14 protein-coding genes are annotated in these 17,233 nt (G+C 50.3%); 6 read left to right on the top strand and 8 right to left on the bottom strand.

What is annotated here, in order from left to right; translation table 11 throughout:
* Positions 1–24 precede the first annotated feature (24 nt).
* Genes ACYQ2L_RS01245 through ACYQ2L_RS01235 form a run of 3 tightly spaced genes read left to right on the top strand, consistent with a single transcriptional unit; the run spans position 25 to position 4,364 of the window.
* Positions 25–2,463, top strand: a complete 2,439-nt coding sequence (locus ACYQ2L_RS01245; protein WP_460050201.1) for a Lon protease family protein — start codon at positions 25–27, stop codon at positions 2,461–2,463.
* Positions 2,464–2,466: 3 nt separating this feature from the next.
* Positions 2,467–3,948 (top strand): HDOD domain-containing protein, encoded by a 1,482-nt coding sequence (locus ACYQ2L_RS01240; protein ID WP_460050199.1) that lies wholly within the window; start codon positions 2,467–2,469, stop codon positions 3,946–3,948.
* Positions 3,945–4,364 (top strand): OsmC family protein, encoded by a 420-nt coding sequence (locus ACYQ2L_RS01235; RefSeq protein ID WP_460050197.1) that lies wholly within the window; start codon positions 3,945–3,947, stop codon positions 4,362–4,364. The genes ACYQ2L_RS01240 and ACYQ2L_RS01235 overlap by 4 nt, the downstream gene beginning before the upstream one ends.
* Here the strand turns inward: ACYQ2L_RS01235 and ACYQ2L_RS01230 are convergent.
* The 4 genes from ACYQ2L_RS01230 to rsmI form a co-directional block, all read right to left on the bottom strand.
* Positions 4,333–5,178 carry a TrmH family RNA methyltransferase gene (locus tag ACYQ2L_RS01230; RefSeq protein ID WP_460050195.1) on the bottom strand — a complete coding sequence of 282 codons (846 nt, stop codon included), beginning with the start codon at positions 5,176–5,178 and terminating at the stop codon, positions 4,333–4,335. The two genes, ACYQ2L_RS01235 and ACYQ2L_RS01230, sit on opposite strands and share 32 nt — an antisense overlap.
* Positions 5,121–6,269: an iron-containing alcohol dehydrogenase gene (locus ACYQ2L_RS01225; protein ID WP_460050193.1), complete on the bottom strand. Its 1,149-nt coding sequence runs from the start codon at positions 6,267–6,269 to the stop codon at positions 5,121–5,123. The genes ACYQ2L_RS01230 and ACYQ2L_RS01225 overlap by 58 nt, the downstream gene beginning before the upstream one ends.
* Positions 6,270–6,370: 101 nt before the next feature.
* Entirely contained in the window at positions 6,371–6,655 is a 285-nt protein-coding gene (locus tag ACYQ2L_RS01220) for a flagellar biosynthesis anti-sigma factor FlgM (RefSeq protein WP_460050191.1), read from the bottom strand.
* Positions 6,656–6,703: 48 nt separating this feature from the next.
* A complete protein-coding gene (gene rsmI / locus ACYQ2L_RS01215; protein ID WP_460050189.1) occupies positions 6,704–7,384 on the bottom strand; it encodes a 16S rRNA (cytidine(1402)-2'-O)-methyltransferase in 681 nt (226 codons plus the stop codon).
* A gap of 75 nt (positions 7,385–7,459) precedes the next feature.
* Between rsmI and ACYQ2L_RS01210 the strand changes: the two genes are divergently transcribed.
* Together ACYQ2L_RS01210 and ACYQ2L_RS01205 are read left to right on the top strand one after the other, a co-directional pair.
* Complete coding sequence (locus tag ACYQ2L_RS01210) at positions 7,460–7,939, top strand: hypothetical protein (protein WP_460050187.1); 480 nt, start codon at positions 7,460–7,462, stop codon at positions 7,937–7,939.
* Between the two features lie 61 nt (positions 7,940–8,000).
* Positions 8,001–8,378 carry a PilZ domain-containing protein gene (locus ACYQ2L_RS01205; RefSeq protein WP_460050185.1) on the top strand — a complete coding sequence of 126 codons (378 nt, stop codon included), beginning with the start codon at positions 8,001–8,003 and terminating at the stop codon, positions 8,376–8,378.
* A 2-nt stretch (positions 8,379–8,380) separates the two neighbouring features.
* Here ACYQ2L_RS01205 and typA read toward each other — a convergent pair whose 3' ends face one another.
* The 4 genes from typA to ACYQ2L_RS01185 all read right to left on the bottom strand — a co-directional run bounded on the left by typA (position 8,381) and on the right by ACYQ2L_RS01185 (position 16,050).
* Positions 8,381–10,222, bottom strand: a complete 1,842-nt coding sequence (gene typA, locus ACYQ2L_RS01200) for a translational GTPase TypA (protein WP_460050183.1) — start codon at positions 10,220–10,222, stop codon at positions 8,381–8,383.
* Positions 10,223–10,322: 100 nt separating this feature from the next.
* The gene (locus ACYQ2L_RS01195; protein WP_460050181.1) at positions 10,323–10,688 is read right to left on the bottom strand and encodes a response regulator; all 366 of its coding nucleotides are present in this window, start codon (positions 10,686–10,688) and stop codon (positions 10,323–10,325) included.
* On the bottom strand, positions 10,685–15,466 hold the full coding sequence (locus ACYQ2L_RS01190) for a PAS domain S-box protein (protein WP_460050179.1): 4,782 nt from the start codon (positions 15,464–15,466) through the stop codon (positions 10,685–10,687). The genes ACYQ2L_RS01195 and ACYQ2L_RS01190 overlap by 4 nt, the downstream gene beginning before the upstream one ends.
* Before the next feature lie 8 nt (positions 15,467–15,474).
* A complete protein-coding gene (locus ACYQ2L_RS01185; protein WP_460050177.1) occupies positions 15,475–16,050 on the bottom strand; it encodes an NUDIX hydrolase in 576 nt (191 codons plus the stop codon).
* A gap of 145 nt (positions 16,051–16,195) precedes the next feature.
* Here ACYQ2L_RS01185 and epsC point away from each other — a divergent pair, with 145 nt between their 5' ends.
* Positions 16,196–17,107: a serine O-acetyltransferase EpsC gene (epsC, locus tag ACYQ2L_RS01180; protein WP_460050175.1), complete on the top strand. Its 912-nt coding sequence runs from the start codon at positions 16,196–16,198 to the stop codon at positions 17,105–17,107.
* Positions 17,108–17,233 lie beyond the last annotated feature (126 nt).

Below are 17,233 nucleotides of genomic sequence, written 5' to 3'. Positions count from 1 at the left end.
GCTGATTTTCCGTATTATGTACGCATGGGACAACAATCGCATAGTAATGACCTGAATGATCCAAACCTTAGCGGAGCTGAACGTTTTGCACTCCCCCCGGAGAAGGTTCACTTCAGCATCTCACCAGAGTACGTCAAGGGAATTCAGGAAACTACAGAAGAATTCCACATAATCGGGCAGCCGCGGGCAATCCGGGCTATACAGATGGCAATCGGAATCGATGCCAAAGGCTACAACGTCTTTGCCACCGGGTTGCCTGGAACAGGAAAACAGACGGCCATCACCAAGATTCTCAAGGAACATAATCCGAAAACCGATTATGTGCTCGACCTGGTGTATGTCGCCCGCTTTGAAAATGAAGAGGCACCTCGTCTGCTGCGTTTTCCCAGGGGTAAGGCCCGTGACTTTCAGCGTCGGCTGAAGGAGATACTCTTTCGCCTGCGCAGTAAAAGCCAGGAATTATTTAAAAAGAAACCCTTTCGTGATGAGCGTGATTCCATAATCATATCTACCGAAGGCAAGGACAGCGAACTCTTGAAAGCCTTTGAAGCCCGGCTAGAAGCAGAAGGATTCCAGCTTGTCAGACTTCTGGACAACGAGGATTCCCACCCGGATATCTACCCCATAATCGACAACGATGTAGTTGATTTCGAGGAACTGCAGAACAGGGTCAAAGCCGGTAGCGTCAGCAAGGAAAACTTCCAGCAGCTGCGTGAAAAGTATTTCCGCTTCTCGGATGAAATGAGCCAGCTCTTCCAGGAAATCCAGGATAACCGGCTCACCATGGAAGAGGACATTGACGGTCTCAGAAGGACAGCACTGCGCCCCCTGATCCAGAGCGAACTGGCAGCATTACGGAAGATGTACGACCAGGAGGATATCCAGGCACACCTGACAGCCCTGGAAAGCGACCTCGAGGACAGCCTCAGTCTCCCAGAATCCGAGGATAACACACTCGACTGGTATATGTCCCGCTACAGTATGAACATCCTGGTGGATCACAGTGAAACTGAAGGTGCACCCAGTGTATTCGAGACCAACCCTGATTCAGCAAAGCTATTCGGTGTGCTTGAGTCCCAGCAGGAATCAGCCGATCCCAAGCCGATGCACCAGCTGTTGCGTGCCGGTTCACTGCTGCAGGCTTCAGGAGGATTTCTGATCCTGCGGGCGGAGGATGTTCTGCATAATGAGGATGTCTGGAATGGTCTGAAGCGCGCTCTGGAAGACAGAATCACTGAAATCCGCAACCATCCCGGACCATACGGCATGCCTGGGCCGGCCCTCAAACCTGATCCCATACCGCTGCACCTCAAGGTTATCATGATGGGAACCGACGGGCTCTACGAGCTGCTGTACAATCTCGATGAAGATTTCCAGAAGCTGTTCAAGGTTCCTGCCGAGTTTGACTCGGTAATGCCCCGAAACGACCAGGCAATACGTGAGTATATCGGTTTCACGCACATGGTATGCCGCAGTGAAAATCTCCGTTCGGTAAGCCCGGACGGATTGGCGGCAATAATCGAATACGGAGTCAGGCTGGCTGAACACCGTAATCACATGAGCACCCAGTTTTCTCTGATCGCCGATCTCATACGCGAGGCAAACTACTGGGCAGATGAAATGAAGGCTGCCATAATTAATGCCGAGGTTATCCACCGGGCATTCGAAGAGCGCAGGTTTTTTGCCAATCTGCCAGAAGAAAAAATTGATGAGCAGATTCAAAGCGGTGAACTGCTGATAGACCTGCAGGGAACCGCAGTAGGCAGAATCAACGGTCTGGCTATCCTTGACAGAGGCTATTATGCCTTCGGGCGGCCGATGCTGATAACCGCTCGTGTTGCGCCAGGTGCTGAAGGGATAATCAACATCGAACGTGAATCAGGACTCTCGGGAGAAATTCACGACAAGGGAATCTACATTATTGAAGGATATCTGCAGAGCAAGTATGCCAGCAATTTCCCGCTGAATATCCGCGCCAGCATTGCGTTCGAACAGTCATACTCGGAGATTGACGGAGATTCCGCCTCATCCACCGAAATCTACGTACTACTGTCAGCCGTGTCCGGGGTTCCCCTCAGGCAGGATATCGCAGTCAGCGGTTCGGTTAACCAGACCGGGGAAATCCAGCCTGTCGGGGGTATTTCCGAGAAGGTTGAAGGCTTTTTCCATATTTGCCGCAAGCTCGGATTAACCGGAAAACAGGGGGTAATTATTCCCCGACGCAACATCGATATGCTCATTTTGTCCAGAGAAGTGCAGGAAGCGGTAGATAATGGATTTTTTCACATATATGCTATTGACAGAATCGATCAGGGACTCGAGATTTTAACAGGGATGGAGGCCGGTTCCCCGATCAGCTCGGGATCAAGGAAGGGAAGCTTTCCTGCCGGTACACTAAATAATATTATCGAGAAGCGCCTGCACGATATGGCGCTGCTGGTTAAAGATTTCGGAGGATCCTGATTCATGCTGAGCCAGAAAGACCGTACAGAAATCCGAAGGGCTGTCCGCAGCGGAACACCCTACTCGATCACCACAGCAACACTTCCGCACGAAACCGAACTGCAGACCGAGGAAGTACTCGGCCTTTTTCTACAGGAAATAGGCCGTATCAGCCTCAAGGATTCACTCGGCTACTGTCTTCGTGAACTGGCGGTCAATGCCAAGAAGGCGAATACCAAGCGCGTTTATTTCGTCAGCAGAGGCCTGGACATAGACAACAGCAGCGACTACGCACTGGGCATGAAGGACTTCAAGAAGGATACACTTGGAGATATCAAGAAATACCTTCCCCTCATGGAGCAGCACGGCTACTACATCAGAATCAGTTTTGCCATGAAAGGCACAAGTCTGATTATCTCCATTGCGAATAATACCACTATGACCGACCGCGAGCAGATCCGGGTCTACGACAGAATTGCACGTTCACGAGCCTACAACAGTCTCCAGGAAGCCATGGAGCTGGCAATAGATGAATCAGAGGGAGCAGGTCTAGGCATTATTATTCTCATTCTGATGCTTCGAAAAATCGGTCTTTCCGAAGACTCCTTCGAACTTGGTGTGGAGAATAATGAAACCGTAGTAAGACTCACAATCCCGATTGAAGCCGGAAAACAAAGTAACCTTGATACTATCGCCCGTGAACTGGTTGATGCAATCGATCGCCTTCCTCAATTCCCGGAAAACATTGCCCAGCTGCAGAAACTGCTTCAGGACCCGAACATCGACCTGCAGAAAATAGCCCGCAAGGTAGGAACCGACCCAGCCCTTACAGCCGATCTCCTTAAAATTGTCAACTCGGCGCAGTACATGCTGCCCAAGAGAATTGACAACATACTTGAGGCAGTCAAACTGATCGGCCTTAAAGGAATCAGCAACCTCGTATACTCCTACGGCACAATTGAAATTCTCGACAAGGACACCAGGGTAATCCAGGAACTCTGGCAGCACAGCTACCGGACTGCATATTATGCGCATGAGCTGGTTAAAAGCACACATCGCAGGGAACTGCTCGACGATGCCTACGTAGCAGGAATTCTGCACGACATCGGCAAAATCCTTTTTTCGGCCAATCACGAAGATCTGCTGCAGCGGATTACCAGCTTCTGTAATGAGCACAATCTACCGGTATCCTTGCTGGAAGAGCTTGCATCCGGATTTAATCATGCCGAACTCGGCGCTATGATTGCAGAGAAATGGAACTTTCCCACACCCCTGGTCCAGGCTATCCGCTGGCAGCACAGCCCGGACCTGGCGCCGCCGCGCTATTATGAAACTGCAGCAGCCGTCTACCTGGCTAATGCCTGCTGTGAATATGAAAACGGCGTTCTGCCCTATGCCTTCCTGGATCAGGGCATCCTCAATGATTACGAAATCAACTCCGAGGAAGAGCTCAAGGCACAGATCCAGCGTATGAGCAGCAAATTCAGTAAAGAGGGACAGTCATGAAACAATCCATACATGCAGCATACAAGGACGGAATGGCATTCGAAATCCGTAACCAGGGTCACAGCTTTATGGTTGACTCCATTCCTGATTTCGGGGGGCAGAATCTTGGCCCGAGCCCGAAAAGCCTGATGCTTTCCGGGCTAGCAGGCTGCACCGGCATGGATGTTGTCAGCATACTACAGAAGATGGGCGTACCTTTTGAGCAGTTCGATATACAGATTGAAGCCGAAAGCGCCAGTGAACACCCGCATGTCTACACCAGAATTCACATTGAATATATTTTTCGTGGGGATGAGCTGAATACTTCCAAAATAGAAAAGGCTATATCACTGTCACTGGAAAAATACTGCCCTGTAGCAGCCACACTGAGGCATACAGCCGAGATCACCCATTCCCTGACGTCCAGCCCCGCATAAGCGGCTCAAGGCAGGAAAGGGCCGCTCCAGCCGCTACGCCGACATTCAGGGAAGCCTTTGAACCATACAGCGGAATACCAAGCCGGACCGGCACTGCGCGCAACAGCCCCGGGTGTATACCAAGTTCCTCGGAACCTAATACCAGAATCAGATGTCTATCAAGCGGAGCGAAGTCGTGAATCCTCGTTCCCCCGGTTTCAAGCAGAGCTATAGCCCGGTCCTGATCCAGAAGCTCGTCATGATCCATACGCCGCAGGGCTATCCTGCAGCCCATCGCAGAACGCCGGGCACGCGGGTGATGTTCAGAAACAGTCAGAGGAGACAGAAGCAGCTCCCGGCATCCAAAAGCTGCAGCGCTGCGGATTATTGAACCCAGGTTAAAAGGGGAGCGAATACCGTCAAGATACAGGCTGACACCTGCCAGAGGACCGTTCCCCCCCTCCATGACAAGCCCGGACGATTCGTTATGAGCAGGCGGATAAAGGTCCCATTCAGCCGGCTCCATTCCAAGAAAACCCTGTAGACGGGACCGCAGATCAAAGAAGGCGTATTCCTGATCCAGCTCCTGCCCCAGAAATAAATCGATAGCTGCCCCCAGTTCAGGGCACACTGAAGCCAGCCAGGCGAGTAATTCCTTCAGATATGTGAGTTCCAGGGAATCAAGTGGAAACTGACGCTCGAGTGATTCAAGCTGCCGCAGACAACGCCGCAATGCCGTATTCAGGGGCATTGCCTGCAGCTTGCGGACGGAAATCATCAATAAGCCCGTTTCACCAGGTTCATTAAATCTGCCGCCTGCGGAAAGCGGGGGCATTCTCGGAGCATCGGCATCTGCATCGCTACCTCGGCTGCCTCCTGGGCCTGTGAAAGTTCGATGCCGAGGTCACGCAGTCTTCCGGGTAGTTCGGTCTGACCGATCATGCGCCTGAGGGTCTGGGGAACAAGCCTTGCGGCTTCACTCTGGGGAAGATTACTGACATCCGTCCCCATTGCACCAGCCAGCAGCGCCATTTCCCTGGGGACCACCGGTATCCAGTATTCAGCAACATGCGGTGCAAGAATTGCTGCAACCCAGCTTTTCGGAACAGAGAACATACTACTCATTGCATACACCAGAGCCCCGCCGAGTCCCTGACTGCCCGAAGAAAGCGCAAGAGAGATCAGCAGTGATCCCTCACAGGCTTTCATTCGCGGGCGCAGGCCGTCGGGTGTGTTAAATACTCCAAGCACAGCCTCACTGCACAGGCGGATTCCTTCAATTGCAAGCGGGCGTCCGATGAATCCAGCAGATAAGGAGATATATGCCTCAATTCCGCTGAGAATCGAATCAACAACAATGGCGGCACTGGTTTTACCGGACAGCCCCAATGTCAAGTGAGGATCAACTATTAATGCTTTCAGGAAACCCGGTGTCAGGCGGTATCGCTGAGGCAGCCGGGATTCTGCCAGTCCTGCTATACAGGAATTCTGCAGCTGAAAGGGGTTACGGATTGCGGTGGGTATTTCTATACAGGGCAAACATGGCAAAGGATCTGTCTGCTCAAACGGAAGTTCACTGGCCTTTGATCTCGCAGCGATTGCAGCAGCAGCTATTCTGCCGGCAGCAGCAACCCTCATGCCTCCCAGAGATACTACCAGCTGCACCTTGCCGGCCGTGCCGATCTGGATAGCTTCCTCTATAGCAGCATGCTCCTGCTCGGAATTGATTTCCGGATACACAAGACAGCTCAAAGCCCTGGACTCCAATTCCGACTGAACCCGGGCCAGTGCACCGGAATCCTGGAGTATCGGTTCGGATAAAAGCAGTATCCGCTTGCCGTGTCTGGCAGCGGTACTCCCCAATTGATCCAATGCATTCTGCCCGTACAGCAGTTCGCTTGGTATATACATTCGTACGGATTCCATGAAGCCTCCATTGCCCGGAACCGGAATAATCGCTGCGGTGAAGAAAAAAAAAGCAGAGTGTGGCGAACCACCTCTGCTTTATATTGTATACACTGCTTGTATTATATGCCGAACACGTCCATCAAACGGTCAGCAACCGAAAGCAGTACGGTATCATCAATATAAGAAGGGTCCTGCATTTTTCGCTGTACTTCGGCTATCCGATCAGCCCGTACATCAGGTTGTGCACGAACCTCTTCAGAAATCCTGTACAGTTCAGCCTGGACACGCGACTCATCAGAGAAATTGACAGAATCGCTGTGCGGCTTCTGCTCTGCACGCTGCGTCTTCTGGGCTTTGTTAAATTTGGCTACCGGGTCTATCGGTCCCAGACGGTCAATACTCATCTGAAGTCCTTCCTTTCATAACTATTATCGGCACCTACATGGTATATGTTAAACAATTTTTCCGGGAGATACAAGGATAGAAAACTCACCTTTCTGCGAACTTCGCCCTGAAAAGGCCTGAAATGCGTCAAAACAGCTGCCGCACCAGATTTCTTCAAAGCGTTTGGTAAGCTCCCTGCCGATTGCAATCTCCCCCTCTGGTATGAATTCGGCCAGATCTTCCAAAAGCTTGAGTATTCTGTAAGGAGATTCGAATAAAAGAAACGGACGGCCTATAGAAATCAGTTCCTGTATCGCTTTTCTGCGTTTACCGGCTTTTGGCGAGAGAAATCCTTCAAAGAGATATCCCTTTCCAGGCACCCCTCCAACACTCACCAGGGTGGCAGGGGCCGAAACACCAGGAATGGGTATAACACTGATTCCCAGCTCCCTGGCTGCTCGCACAAGCAGCATTCCCGGATCACTGATGCCAGGAGTTCCTGCATCACTGATATACGCCGCCGTACCTGCCTCCTCGACGCGCTGAAGCAGACGCTCAACCGCATCGGGTCTGGAATGGGCGTGCCAGCTTGCGAGTTTCTTCTCTATCCCGAAATGCTGAAGCAGCCTTCCGCTATGTCTTGTGTCTTCACAGATAATCAGTTCTACGGTTTTCAGGGTTTCCAGGGCACGCAGAGTTATATCCTGTAGATTTCCGATAGGTGTAGCAACAATATACAGCTCAGCCATCAATACATCCCCTTTCAGCTGTGTAAAAGCATTTCTATAGTAGACGCAATTACTGCCTCTGACTACTATACTGCCATGATATGGTTTGCTGGCTTGATCGGCCTGATCATTACCGCAGTTCTGATTTCTGCATTCAGCAGAGAATATTTCTCCCGGCACGGCAAGGGTCAGGGGCGAAGCCAGTTTCACAGCCGCCACCGGAATCAACGAAAGTCAGACAGAAATGCAGGTCCGCTCAAGGGCGGTCCGGACTCCAACCGCAGCGGACGCAGCTGCCCTATCTGCAAGGCATCTCTTTCTGGAGGCGGGCGGGTATATTCCGCTGTGTTCCCCGGCAAAACTGACCGGATGATGCACATTTTCGGATGCCCGTACTGTTATCCGAAACTGGAGCCAATCCCCGAGCCGAGAGAACGGAATTGCCCGGTATGCAGAAAAAAGCTCGAGCTTGAGGATTACGCTATTGCCAGAATGTTTCCGCCGAGGCCGGGCAAACCCAAGCCACATGTCCATGTGCTGGGCTGCACGCGCTGTCGGGGACCACGTAAATCATAATTCGAAGCACAGATTACAGAACACGCTTGCAGTTATGACTGCCAGGGCATACTATTATAGTATGAACACTGTAAACAGACGGCGCTTTACGCGGCTGTCGTTCGAAGCACAAGGTACAATCAGCCACGGGAACGATACTGTCAATTTTGACCTGACAGATATCAGCCTCAAGGGTGCTTCGATCCATGTTCCGGACAGCCAGGCAGCTGCCCGGGTTATGAACTTCCGCGACCTGGAACTGCGTCTGCACCTGCCCGGCAATGGACCGGATGTAGAAGCAATGGCGGTCCCGGTACACAAAAGCGGCAATGATTTTGGTCTGGAATTCACCCTCATCGATATAGACAGCATCACCCTGCTGCGCAGACTCCTCGAACTCAACACAGGCAGCCCCGAAATGGTGGAATCGGAGCTGCGTAAACTTGCCTCAGAGGACTGAAATCAGACCTGACTCTTTTTCTTCGCGCTTATTCTTCGCTGGGTCGGATCAAGAACCGCCTTACGAAGCCTGAGACTTTTCGGGGTGACCTCGAGAAGCTCATCATCACGCAAAAAATTCAGGGATTGCTCAAGCGATAGCGGCACGATCGGGGTCAGTACGATATTCTCGTCTCTTCCCGATGCACGCACATTTGAAAGCTTTTTTTCCTTACAGGGATTCACATCAAGATCCTGATCACGGTTATGCTCACCAATGATCATACCGGCATACACCTTCTCTCCTGCTCCTATGAACATGCGTCCCCGGGGTTCCAGGTTATACAGTGCATATGGCACAGCATTGCCTGAGCGATCCGACACAAGGCTTCCGTTCCGACGCTCGATATAGTCACCACGGTACTCCTCATATCCGACAAGATAGCTGTTCATGAGTCCGGTTCCCTTGGTATCGGTAAGAAATTCATCACGGAATCCTATGAGTGCCCGTGAAGGAGCGGAAAATTCCATTCTCACCCGCCCGGTCCCGTGATTCACCATGCTCATCATCCGACATTTCCTGGCAGACAGTTTTTCGGTAACAACACCGGCGAAGCTGTCCTCACAGTCAACAAAAAGCTGCTCGATCGGCTCGGTCAGTTTTCCGTTTTCATCCCTGCGATAAATAACTTCGGGACGGCCGACACAGAACTCATAACCCTCACGCCGCATAGTCTCGATCAGGATAGCAAGCTGAAACTCACCCCTTCCATTAACCAGGTAGCTGTCCCTGTCATCGGTATCCTGAATACGGATTGCAAGATTAACGAGGGCTTCCTTGTCGAGACGTTCTTTTATTTTCCCCGGCTGAACCAGCGTGCCTTCCGTACCGGAAAGCGGGCCATTGTTGCGGTAAAATCTCATGGCAACCGTGGGCTCATCAACCGTCAGGCGCTTCAGGGCCTTGGGCTGATCCTTCGTACAAATCGTATCACCGATATGTACATTCTGTATTCCGGCAAGCACAGCAATGTCACCGGATTCAACCATTTCGGCATCTACCAGCTTGAGCCCCTGATACACCTGCAGTTTGTTGACCTTCAGAGGAGTAACTACATCGCCTTCTCCAACACAGACCAGACTGTCACCGCCAGTCAGACAGCCGCTGTGAATTCTTCCAACACAAAGCCTTCCGAGAAAATCACTGTATGAAAGATCAGAAATCAGCATTTTAAGTTCTGCAGAAGGATCACCCTGGGGCCCTGGAATCTCCTCGATGACAGCCTTGAAAAGCGGCTCGAGATTGACTCCCTCCTCTTCGGGAGTGAGCTGGGCAATACCCGCCCTTCCATTTGCATAGATAACAGGAAAATCAAGCTGTTCATCATCTGCATCCAGATCAATGAGCAGACTGTAGACCTCATCAAGAACAGCCTTGGGCCGGGCATCCTTCCGGTCAATCTTGTTGATTACAACGATCAGCTTGAGACCGCGCTCCAGTGCTTTTTTGAGCACAAAACGGGTCTGGGGAAGCGGTCCCTCGGATGCATCAACCAGCAGAATGGCTCCATCTACCATTGAAAGCGCACGCTCGACCTCGCCTCCGAAGTCAGCATGGCCCGGGGTATCCATTATATTGATTTTAACATCGTGATATTTAACGGCACAGTTCTTGGCGGAAATGGTAATTCCCCGTTCCCGCTCGAGGTCCATGCTGTCCATTACCCGATCCTCAACGTCCTGATTTGCCCTGAAGGTTCCGCTCTGTTTGAACAGTGCATCGACCAGGGTCGTTTTGCCATGATCAACATGGGCGATAATAGCTATATTTCTGATATGTGAATTAATTACACGTGTATGCGGCACAAAAGTCTCCTATGAATGGGCGACTATACATTATTCGGCAAGTCATTGCATAGGCATCGGGAAAGAAACCGCACAGTCCTACAAGCTGGAGGTTGGAATATCAGTCCAGTATGGTATTTACAGTATCCAGCAGTTCCTGCATTCTGATCGGCTTGGAGATGTAGGCATCGAAGCCAGATTCAAGGAATCGCTCACGGTCGCCGCTCATTGCATAAGCCGTTGTGGCAACAGCCCGCACAGAGGAGTATCCATCCAGCTGCCTGATCGCCCTGAGCAGACAGCAGCCGTCCATTTGATCATCACCGAGATTTATATCCAGCACCAGAGCGGCATACATCTGCTGCCCGGCAAGCTGCAGAGCCTCCTCACCCGTGGAAGCAATGTCGCAGGAAAAATCTCTTTCAAGCATTTTCTGCAGTACAACCTTACCTACCGGATCATCTTCTACTATCAAAATACGCTTCATGACTTCTCCGTTGAAGGCTGCAGGGGCAGAAGCAGTCTGAAACTGCTACCCTCACCTTTTCTTGAACTTACCGTTATAATACCATCCATCATTCGTGCGTACTCCTGCGAGATTGCCAGGCCGATTCCAGTTCCCTCGAATTTACGTGCATGGCCGCTGCTTTCCTGACTGAAAGGCAGAAATATCTGCTTCAGATAATCAGGACTTATGCCCACACCAGTATCACGGATCTCGACTGCAGCGAAGGTTCTTCCCTTTCGGCTTCGTGTCTCGGTTTTCACCACTACCGAACCCTCTGCTGTAAACTTAATAGCATTATCCAGTAAGTTCAACAGAATATTTTCAATCAGGTACGCATCGGCATGCACAAACAGGGCTGCCGAAGCCAGATGCAGATGCAGCCTGAGCTGTTTCCCGGAAGCCTGTTCCATTACACTGTCAGTCAATCGTTGTGAAAGTTCATTCAGCTCGACCCGTTCAAACTTGAGATCGGTCTGCCTGGCTTCAATCCTGGAGAGATCGAGCACCTGATTTATCGTATGAAGCAGACGCTGCGCACTTTTTTCCAGCATTTCTGCATACTCACGAACATTATCCTGTTGTGTTTCTCTCTGGATTATATTGCCCATACCGAGAATACCATTAATCGGTGTTCGGATTTCATGCGAGATATTTGCCAGAAATGCATTCTTCAGCTTGTTCATCTCCTCTGCTCTGTCCCTGGCTATTATCAACTGTTTCTGGAAATCTTTCTCCCCGGTAATATCATGCAGCAGTACAATCCAGTTCTCCGGTTTTTTCTCCTCGTCGTCAACCGGAGTGATATCGAGCCGGAGCCAGATTTCCGAGCCTCCCATGCCCACAATCTGCAGCTCGTGGTGCATGGATGAGCCGCTGCCCATCTTCTGACTGATTTGCTTCACAGCCGTTCGATCAGCATCCAGCCCAAGAAAAGCCTGACCAATAGGTTTGGACACTATTGTTTCCAGAGCGAGACCAGTCAGTCTGGTAAAACCCTGATTCACCCATTGGATCCGGAAATCACGATCAGCTATTATTACCCCGCTGTCAGTACGACTGGCTACCAGAGAAAGCCTTCGGTTCTCGAGCTCTGCCAGTTTCTGACCGGTTATATCCTGAATTGTCCCCAAAACCTTTTCAGTCCTGTTATCCGATTCAACACCCTTGAAAGTTACCCTTACCCAGAGCTTCCGTCCGGTGGAGCTGGTAAAACGAAGCTCAAGATCGGTGGACTCACCATACAGAGAAGCCTTTTCAACAGCATCCTTCACAAGCTGTCGATCTTCCTCTTCATAAGCCTGCAAACCGAACATATAGTCCGTCGCCTGGCCCAGGGGCACATCATAAATCCGGTACACCTCATCGGTCCAGCTCGTTCTACCGGAAGAGAGATCAAGCTCCCAGCCTCCGACCCTGGCGACGCGCTGGGTGTCCCTCAACAGATTTTCATACCGCCGTGAATCAGTGACATCGCGGGCGACCGCGTAGAGCAGGCGCTGGGCGGGTACAGCTGCTATTTTCCAGGAAAGCCAGCGAAAAGCGCCGTCAGCTGTCATACAGCGGACAACCAGTCCACCGCGGGCTTCAGATTCCGCTATAGTTGTTCCGGTACTGTCTTCCAGTGACAAACCGGATTCCTCAATCAAAGTACGGATAAAATCCAGTGCTGTTTTCCTGTCCTCCGGATGCAGGAAATCCACCACAGGCTTACTCTTGAGCTCTTCTTCTGTAAAACCAAGAGTCGCCTGCCAGGATGGATTAACATGCTGAAGAAAGCCGTCATACCTAAGAATACCGATCAGGTCCAGACTGACGGTAAACAGCCGGTTCCGCTCTTCTTCTGCCATCTTCTGCGCAGTAATATCTACAACACTGGTTAGTTTAAGAAATTCTCCCTTACTGCGTTCCAGTCTGCCTGCACCAACCATGACAAAGAGCCGGCTGCCGTCCTTTCTGACGACTTCCCACTCTCCGGCCGACTCCTCTGTCTCACCATTCAGGAATCGAGTATGCAGTTTGCTTGCGTAATCATGCATTCCAGGTGGTAGTAGCATCGTAAATTTCTCTCCGATCAACTCGTCCCTGTTGTATCCGTAAATTGTACAGTATGCAGGGTTTACCTCGACAAAGCGCCCATTGCTGTCTGTCAGAGAAATACCTACCTGAGCGGAATCAAGCATCAGCTGATTCAGGAGTTTCTGCTCCTTAAGTGACAGCTCCATCTCCTTGCTTTCGGATACATCGAGCACAGCAATGGAGATCAGCGGTATACCGGATTCATCCTCTGAAACCGGTGTGAAATTCCACGACAGCCAATGTATTGATTGATCCGGGTAATAAATTTTGCGCAGCTCGGCAACACTTTCCCCCTGCCCGCAGCGGGAAAAAGCATTCTGGAAGAACTCCATTTCGGACCCGGGTAGATTTTCAATAATCAGAGCTCCGGGAGCAAGAGGATATCCAGTAATCTGGTGAAAAAGTTCCTTTCCCCTTTCGTTAATTACAATCAATCGGTAACTGCGATCCAGGAGCAGGAAAGCCTGAAGAGTATTACTCAGTACCGCACGCTGATGCATTTCGGCTTCTTTCAGATCAACACGCTGCCGTTCCAGCTCCTGACTCACTTCTTTCAGCTCGGCATACGCAATCTGCAGTTCCTCATTCGTCGACTGCAGCTCTTCGTTCGAAGTCTCAAGTTCTTCATTCGAAGACTGAAGCTCTTCATTAGTGGATTGCAGCTCCTCGTTCAGGGATTGCAGCTCCTCGGTACTTGTCTCGAGCTCTTCGATGTAGTTCTGCAGATGTTCCCGGGTTGATGCAAGCTCGATCTCGAGTTCCTGCACTCTCATTTCGTCATGACTCTGTATATCATCCTCTTTCCGGGTAATTCTCGGCCGCAGATTTTCCATCTGAATACACTCGAAAATAACAATAAAGAGGGAGTCTGTCGTCCCGGAATAAAGAACGGGTTTGATCACAAAACGCAAGAGCTCATCGGATTCCGTGCTGAACCAGCGTGGCTTGCTTTCCACAGCTGAATGCTCACGGATAGCCTCACTTAACAGGGACCTGATTTCCATCTCATATGCTTCATCGATCAAAGAAATCAGCGATGCATTCATAGCACCGCTTTTAATTGAAAGAAAAGCCCGGACATCCCCGGATATTTCAACCACTTCCATTTGACTGTTAACAACTACATAGGGATGCTCAAAACTATGGTACAAGGTGTCCTTCACCATGTCGCTGACCGTGTAATCCTCTTTCCGACGATCAGGCTGCAGACGCCTCGGCAAACCAGCTGAGCGGAATCGCATTTGATTAGCAAAATAGGGATTCACACCACTTTTACGCCGATATATTTTGTGAGTAGATGACCGGGCATCAAATAGATCCGTGAGCGCACCGACGGTCTCACTTTTACCCAGGAAAAGAATCCCGTGCGGCTGCAGTGCATAATGGAAGAGAGACAGAACCTGCTGCTGAAGTTCAGATCCAAAATAGATAAGCAGATTTCTGCAGCTGATCAGGTCAAGCTTGAGGAATGGAGGGTTACTTGAAACATCATGCCTGGAAAAAAGCACCTGATTTCTGATAAAGGGAATCAACTCATAGTCTGTACCCTGCCTGTTGAACCAAGTCTCACGCATTTTTTCCGGTACATTTTCCAGGGCTTTTTCGGAGTAACGAGCCCGCCGCGCTGTGGAAAGCGCCTGTTCATCAAGGTCTGTGGCAAAAATCTGACAATCCAGATGCCTATCCTGTTCCTTCAGAATATCTGCGATAAGCAGGGCAATTGAATATGCTTCCTCACCACTGGCACAACCAGGAATCCAGATCCGAAGCTTGTCATTTCTGTTCTTTCCTGTGAGCAGCTGCTCCAGATGCTCCCGAAGCAGGTCAAAGGAGGCAGAATCACGAAAAAAATATGTAACCCCTATGAGTATCGTGGAAAAAAGTCTCTGCAACTCTTCACTATCCGATTCCAGAACAGGAAGATATTCTTCAATGCTTTCCATCCCTAATGACGTAAGTCGTTTTTCCAGTCTCCGGCTGATTGTAGCTGGTTTATAGCGACCGAAATCGGTCCCTGTATGATCAGATAGTTTCTGTAGAACCGATTGCAATACACTGCTTTCATCAGGAGTATTCTCATTTTCGGCTGATTCGGAACGAAGGGTTTCGGCACCAATGCGGCACCAGTCCGGCAGTTTACTGCCGATAACATCGGGAGCGGCAACGAGATCAACATTTCCACTCTCGATTGCCGAACGGGGCATACCGTCATATTTAGCAGTTGCAGGATCCTGAGCAATAACCAGGCCACCAGCTCTGCATATTGCAGCCGATCCTTGAGCTCCATCACTACCGGTTCCGGATAAAATGACTGCAGCCGCACCACTTCCAAAAGCTTCTGCCATACTCTGAAAAAACCTGTCTACACTTGGCCGTGGTCCATGCCCTGTCACCGGCTTGGTCAGAAGAAAACTGCCTGAAGAAAAAGCAATATCTCTATCCGGAGGCGTTATGTATACATTGCCTGGTTCTGGTATATCTCCATCAACAGCCTCGTTAACCGAGAGTCCCGTCTGCCTGGAGAGCAGCTCCACCAGCTGACTCTTGTAGCTTGGGCTGATGTGCTGTGCAATTACCACAGCAGTTTCATCATCAGAGAATTCAAAATTCCCGAGCAGTGCCTGAAGGGCCTCAAGACCGCCAGCAGATGCGCCTATGCCAAGCAGATAACGTATTCCCATAGCATTTCCTATATCTGAAGACTGCTGGTGTGCAGGACATACCAGTATGCAGCACTCATCATTATGGCATGATTCAGAAAATCAGATCTTCGTCCAAGGAGGATATCTTTTACCGGTACAAGCTCGATATCCATAATTTCATTAGCATCAAGATTCTGTGAGTCCGGCACAGAGTGTACCCCTTTTGCCAGATACGTAATCGCCCGGTTCTTCATGATTGCAGGATTCGGATTTGTTCTTCCGATCTCGATTAATGATTCAGCACTGTACCCGGTTTCTTCCTTCAGCTCACGCATAGCAGCCACGACAGAGTCCTCATCCGGATCCACAACCCCTCCTGGAAATTCAAGGCTTACAGCCTCTTCGCCATGGCGGTATTGCCGAACCATTATAAAACAGGTCCTGCCCTGAGCATCCTCTGTTTCAGCTATAATATTTACCCAACTCGGTGAATGCAGCAGATAGAACTCGGCCTCACGTCCGTCCTCAGCCTGCCGTCGAGCAGCCGTCACCTGAAACACATGGCCATCCAGTAAAATCCGTTCACCAAGCGCCTGCCAATGCAGGTGCGAATCTGAATTCATAATCCCTCTCGCATAAACATAATGATTTTATGGGGTCAGGGCCACCAGTGAATAAAAATACTTACCGAGGAAATTGCACGCAATTTTGCAAAAAGCTCTACTGTTTGTACTTGACAATCAAGGTTGATTCGATTTCCCATGGACTATGGCAAAAGAAATTCCCGAATTGGTAGAGGCAATTGCTCGTTCTTATCAGGAAATAGGTGGCATAAACCATATCCATGGTCCGAATCTGCCCTCCAGACGGGCAATCGACACGATTTTAAAGGATCTGGAAGCTCTCATATTTCCTGGTTTCCGTGAGGAAGAATTCATAACAGAACAGGACCTGAGATTCACCCTGTCGGAGAAGATCAGCCGGGTATGGAGGTCGCTCTCCACAGAAATCCAGAAATCACTTTGTTTTGCCCGGGGAAAGACCGGAGCAGATGTACATAGCTGCCGTTGCGAAGCTGAAGATCAAAGCCTGCATCTGTTGAAGCAGATACCAGAAATTCGCCGTCGGGTTCAACTGGATGTCCAGGCAGCCTTTACCGGTGATCCTGCTGCCCAGTCGACAGAAGAGGTAATACTGAGTTATCCCGGAGTAGAGGCAATTATAACCCACAGAATTGCACATCAGCTATGGATTCAGAAAGTACCACTCATTCCGCGTATAATGAGTGAAATCGTCCATGGGAAAACCGGCATCGATATTCACCCCGGAGCCAGCATTGGTGAGCGTTTCTTTATTGACCACGCAACAGGCGTTGTAATCGGTGAAACTACAGTAATCGGGAAGAATGTCAAAATCTATCAGGGGGTAACCCTGGGCGCATTGAGTGTAGAAAAAAGCAAGGCCAACCAGAAACGCCACCCCACGATTGAAGATAATGTAACTATTTACAGTGGTGCTACAATTCTCGGAGGCAATACCATAATTGGTGAGGGAAGCACCATCGGTGGGAACGTCTGGATTACCAGTTCTGTACCTCCAGGAAGCAAAATCTACAATCTGCCGGCTGATTACATACGAAAAAACCGCCAGAACGAATACCAGCCCGAATTCCAGATTTAACCGGGGAGCTTATCTGAAGTACGGCCATAGATTGCAACCGGCCGGGTTTGCCTGCGCTTCGCTGGGCAAACAAAAAAAAAGCTGTCCGGATTACTCCGGACAGCTTCAGGACTGCGATCTATTAAA

Source organism: Spirochaeta dissipatitropha, assembly GCF_054657935.1.
Note: the sequence above shows the minus strand (reverse complement) of the source record. Positions and strands in the feature narration are given on the sequence as shown.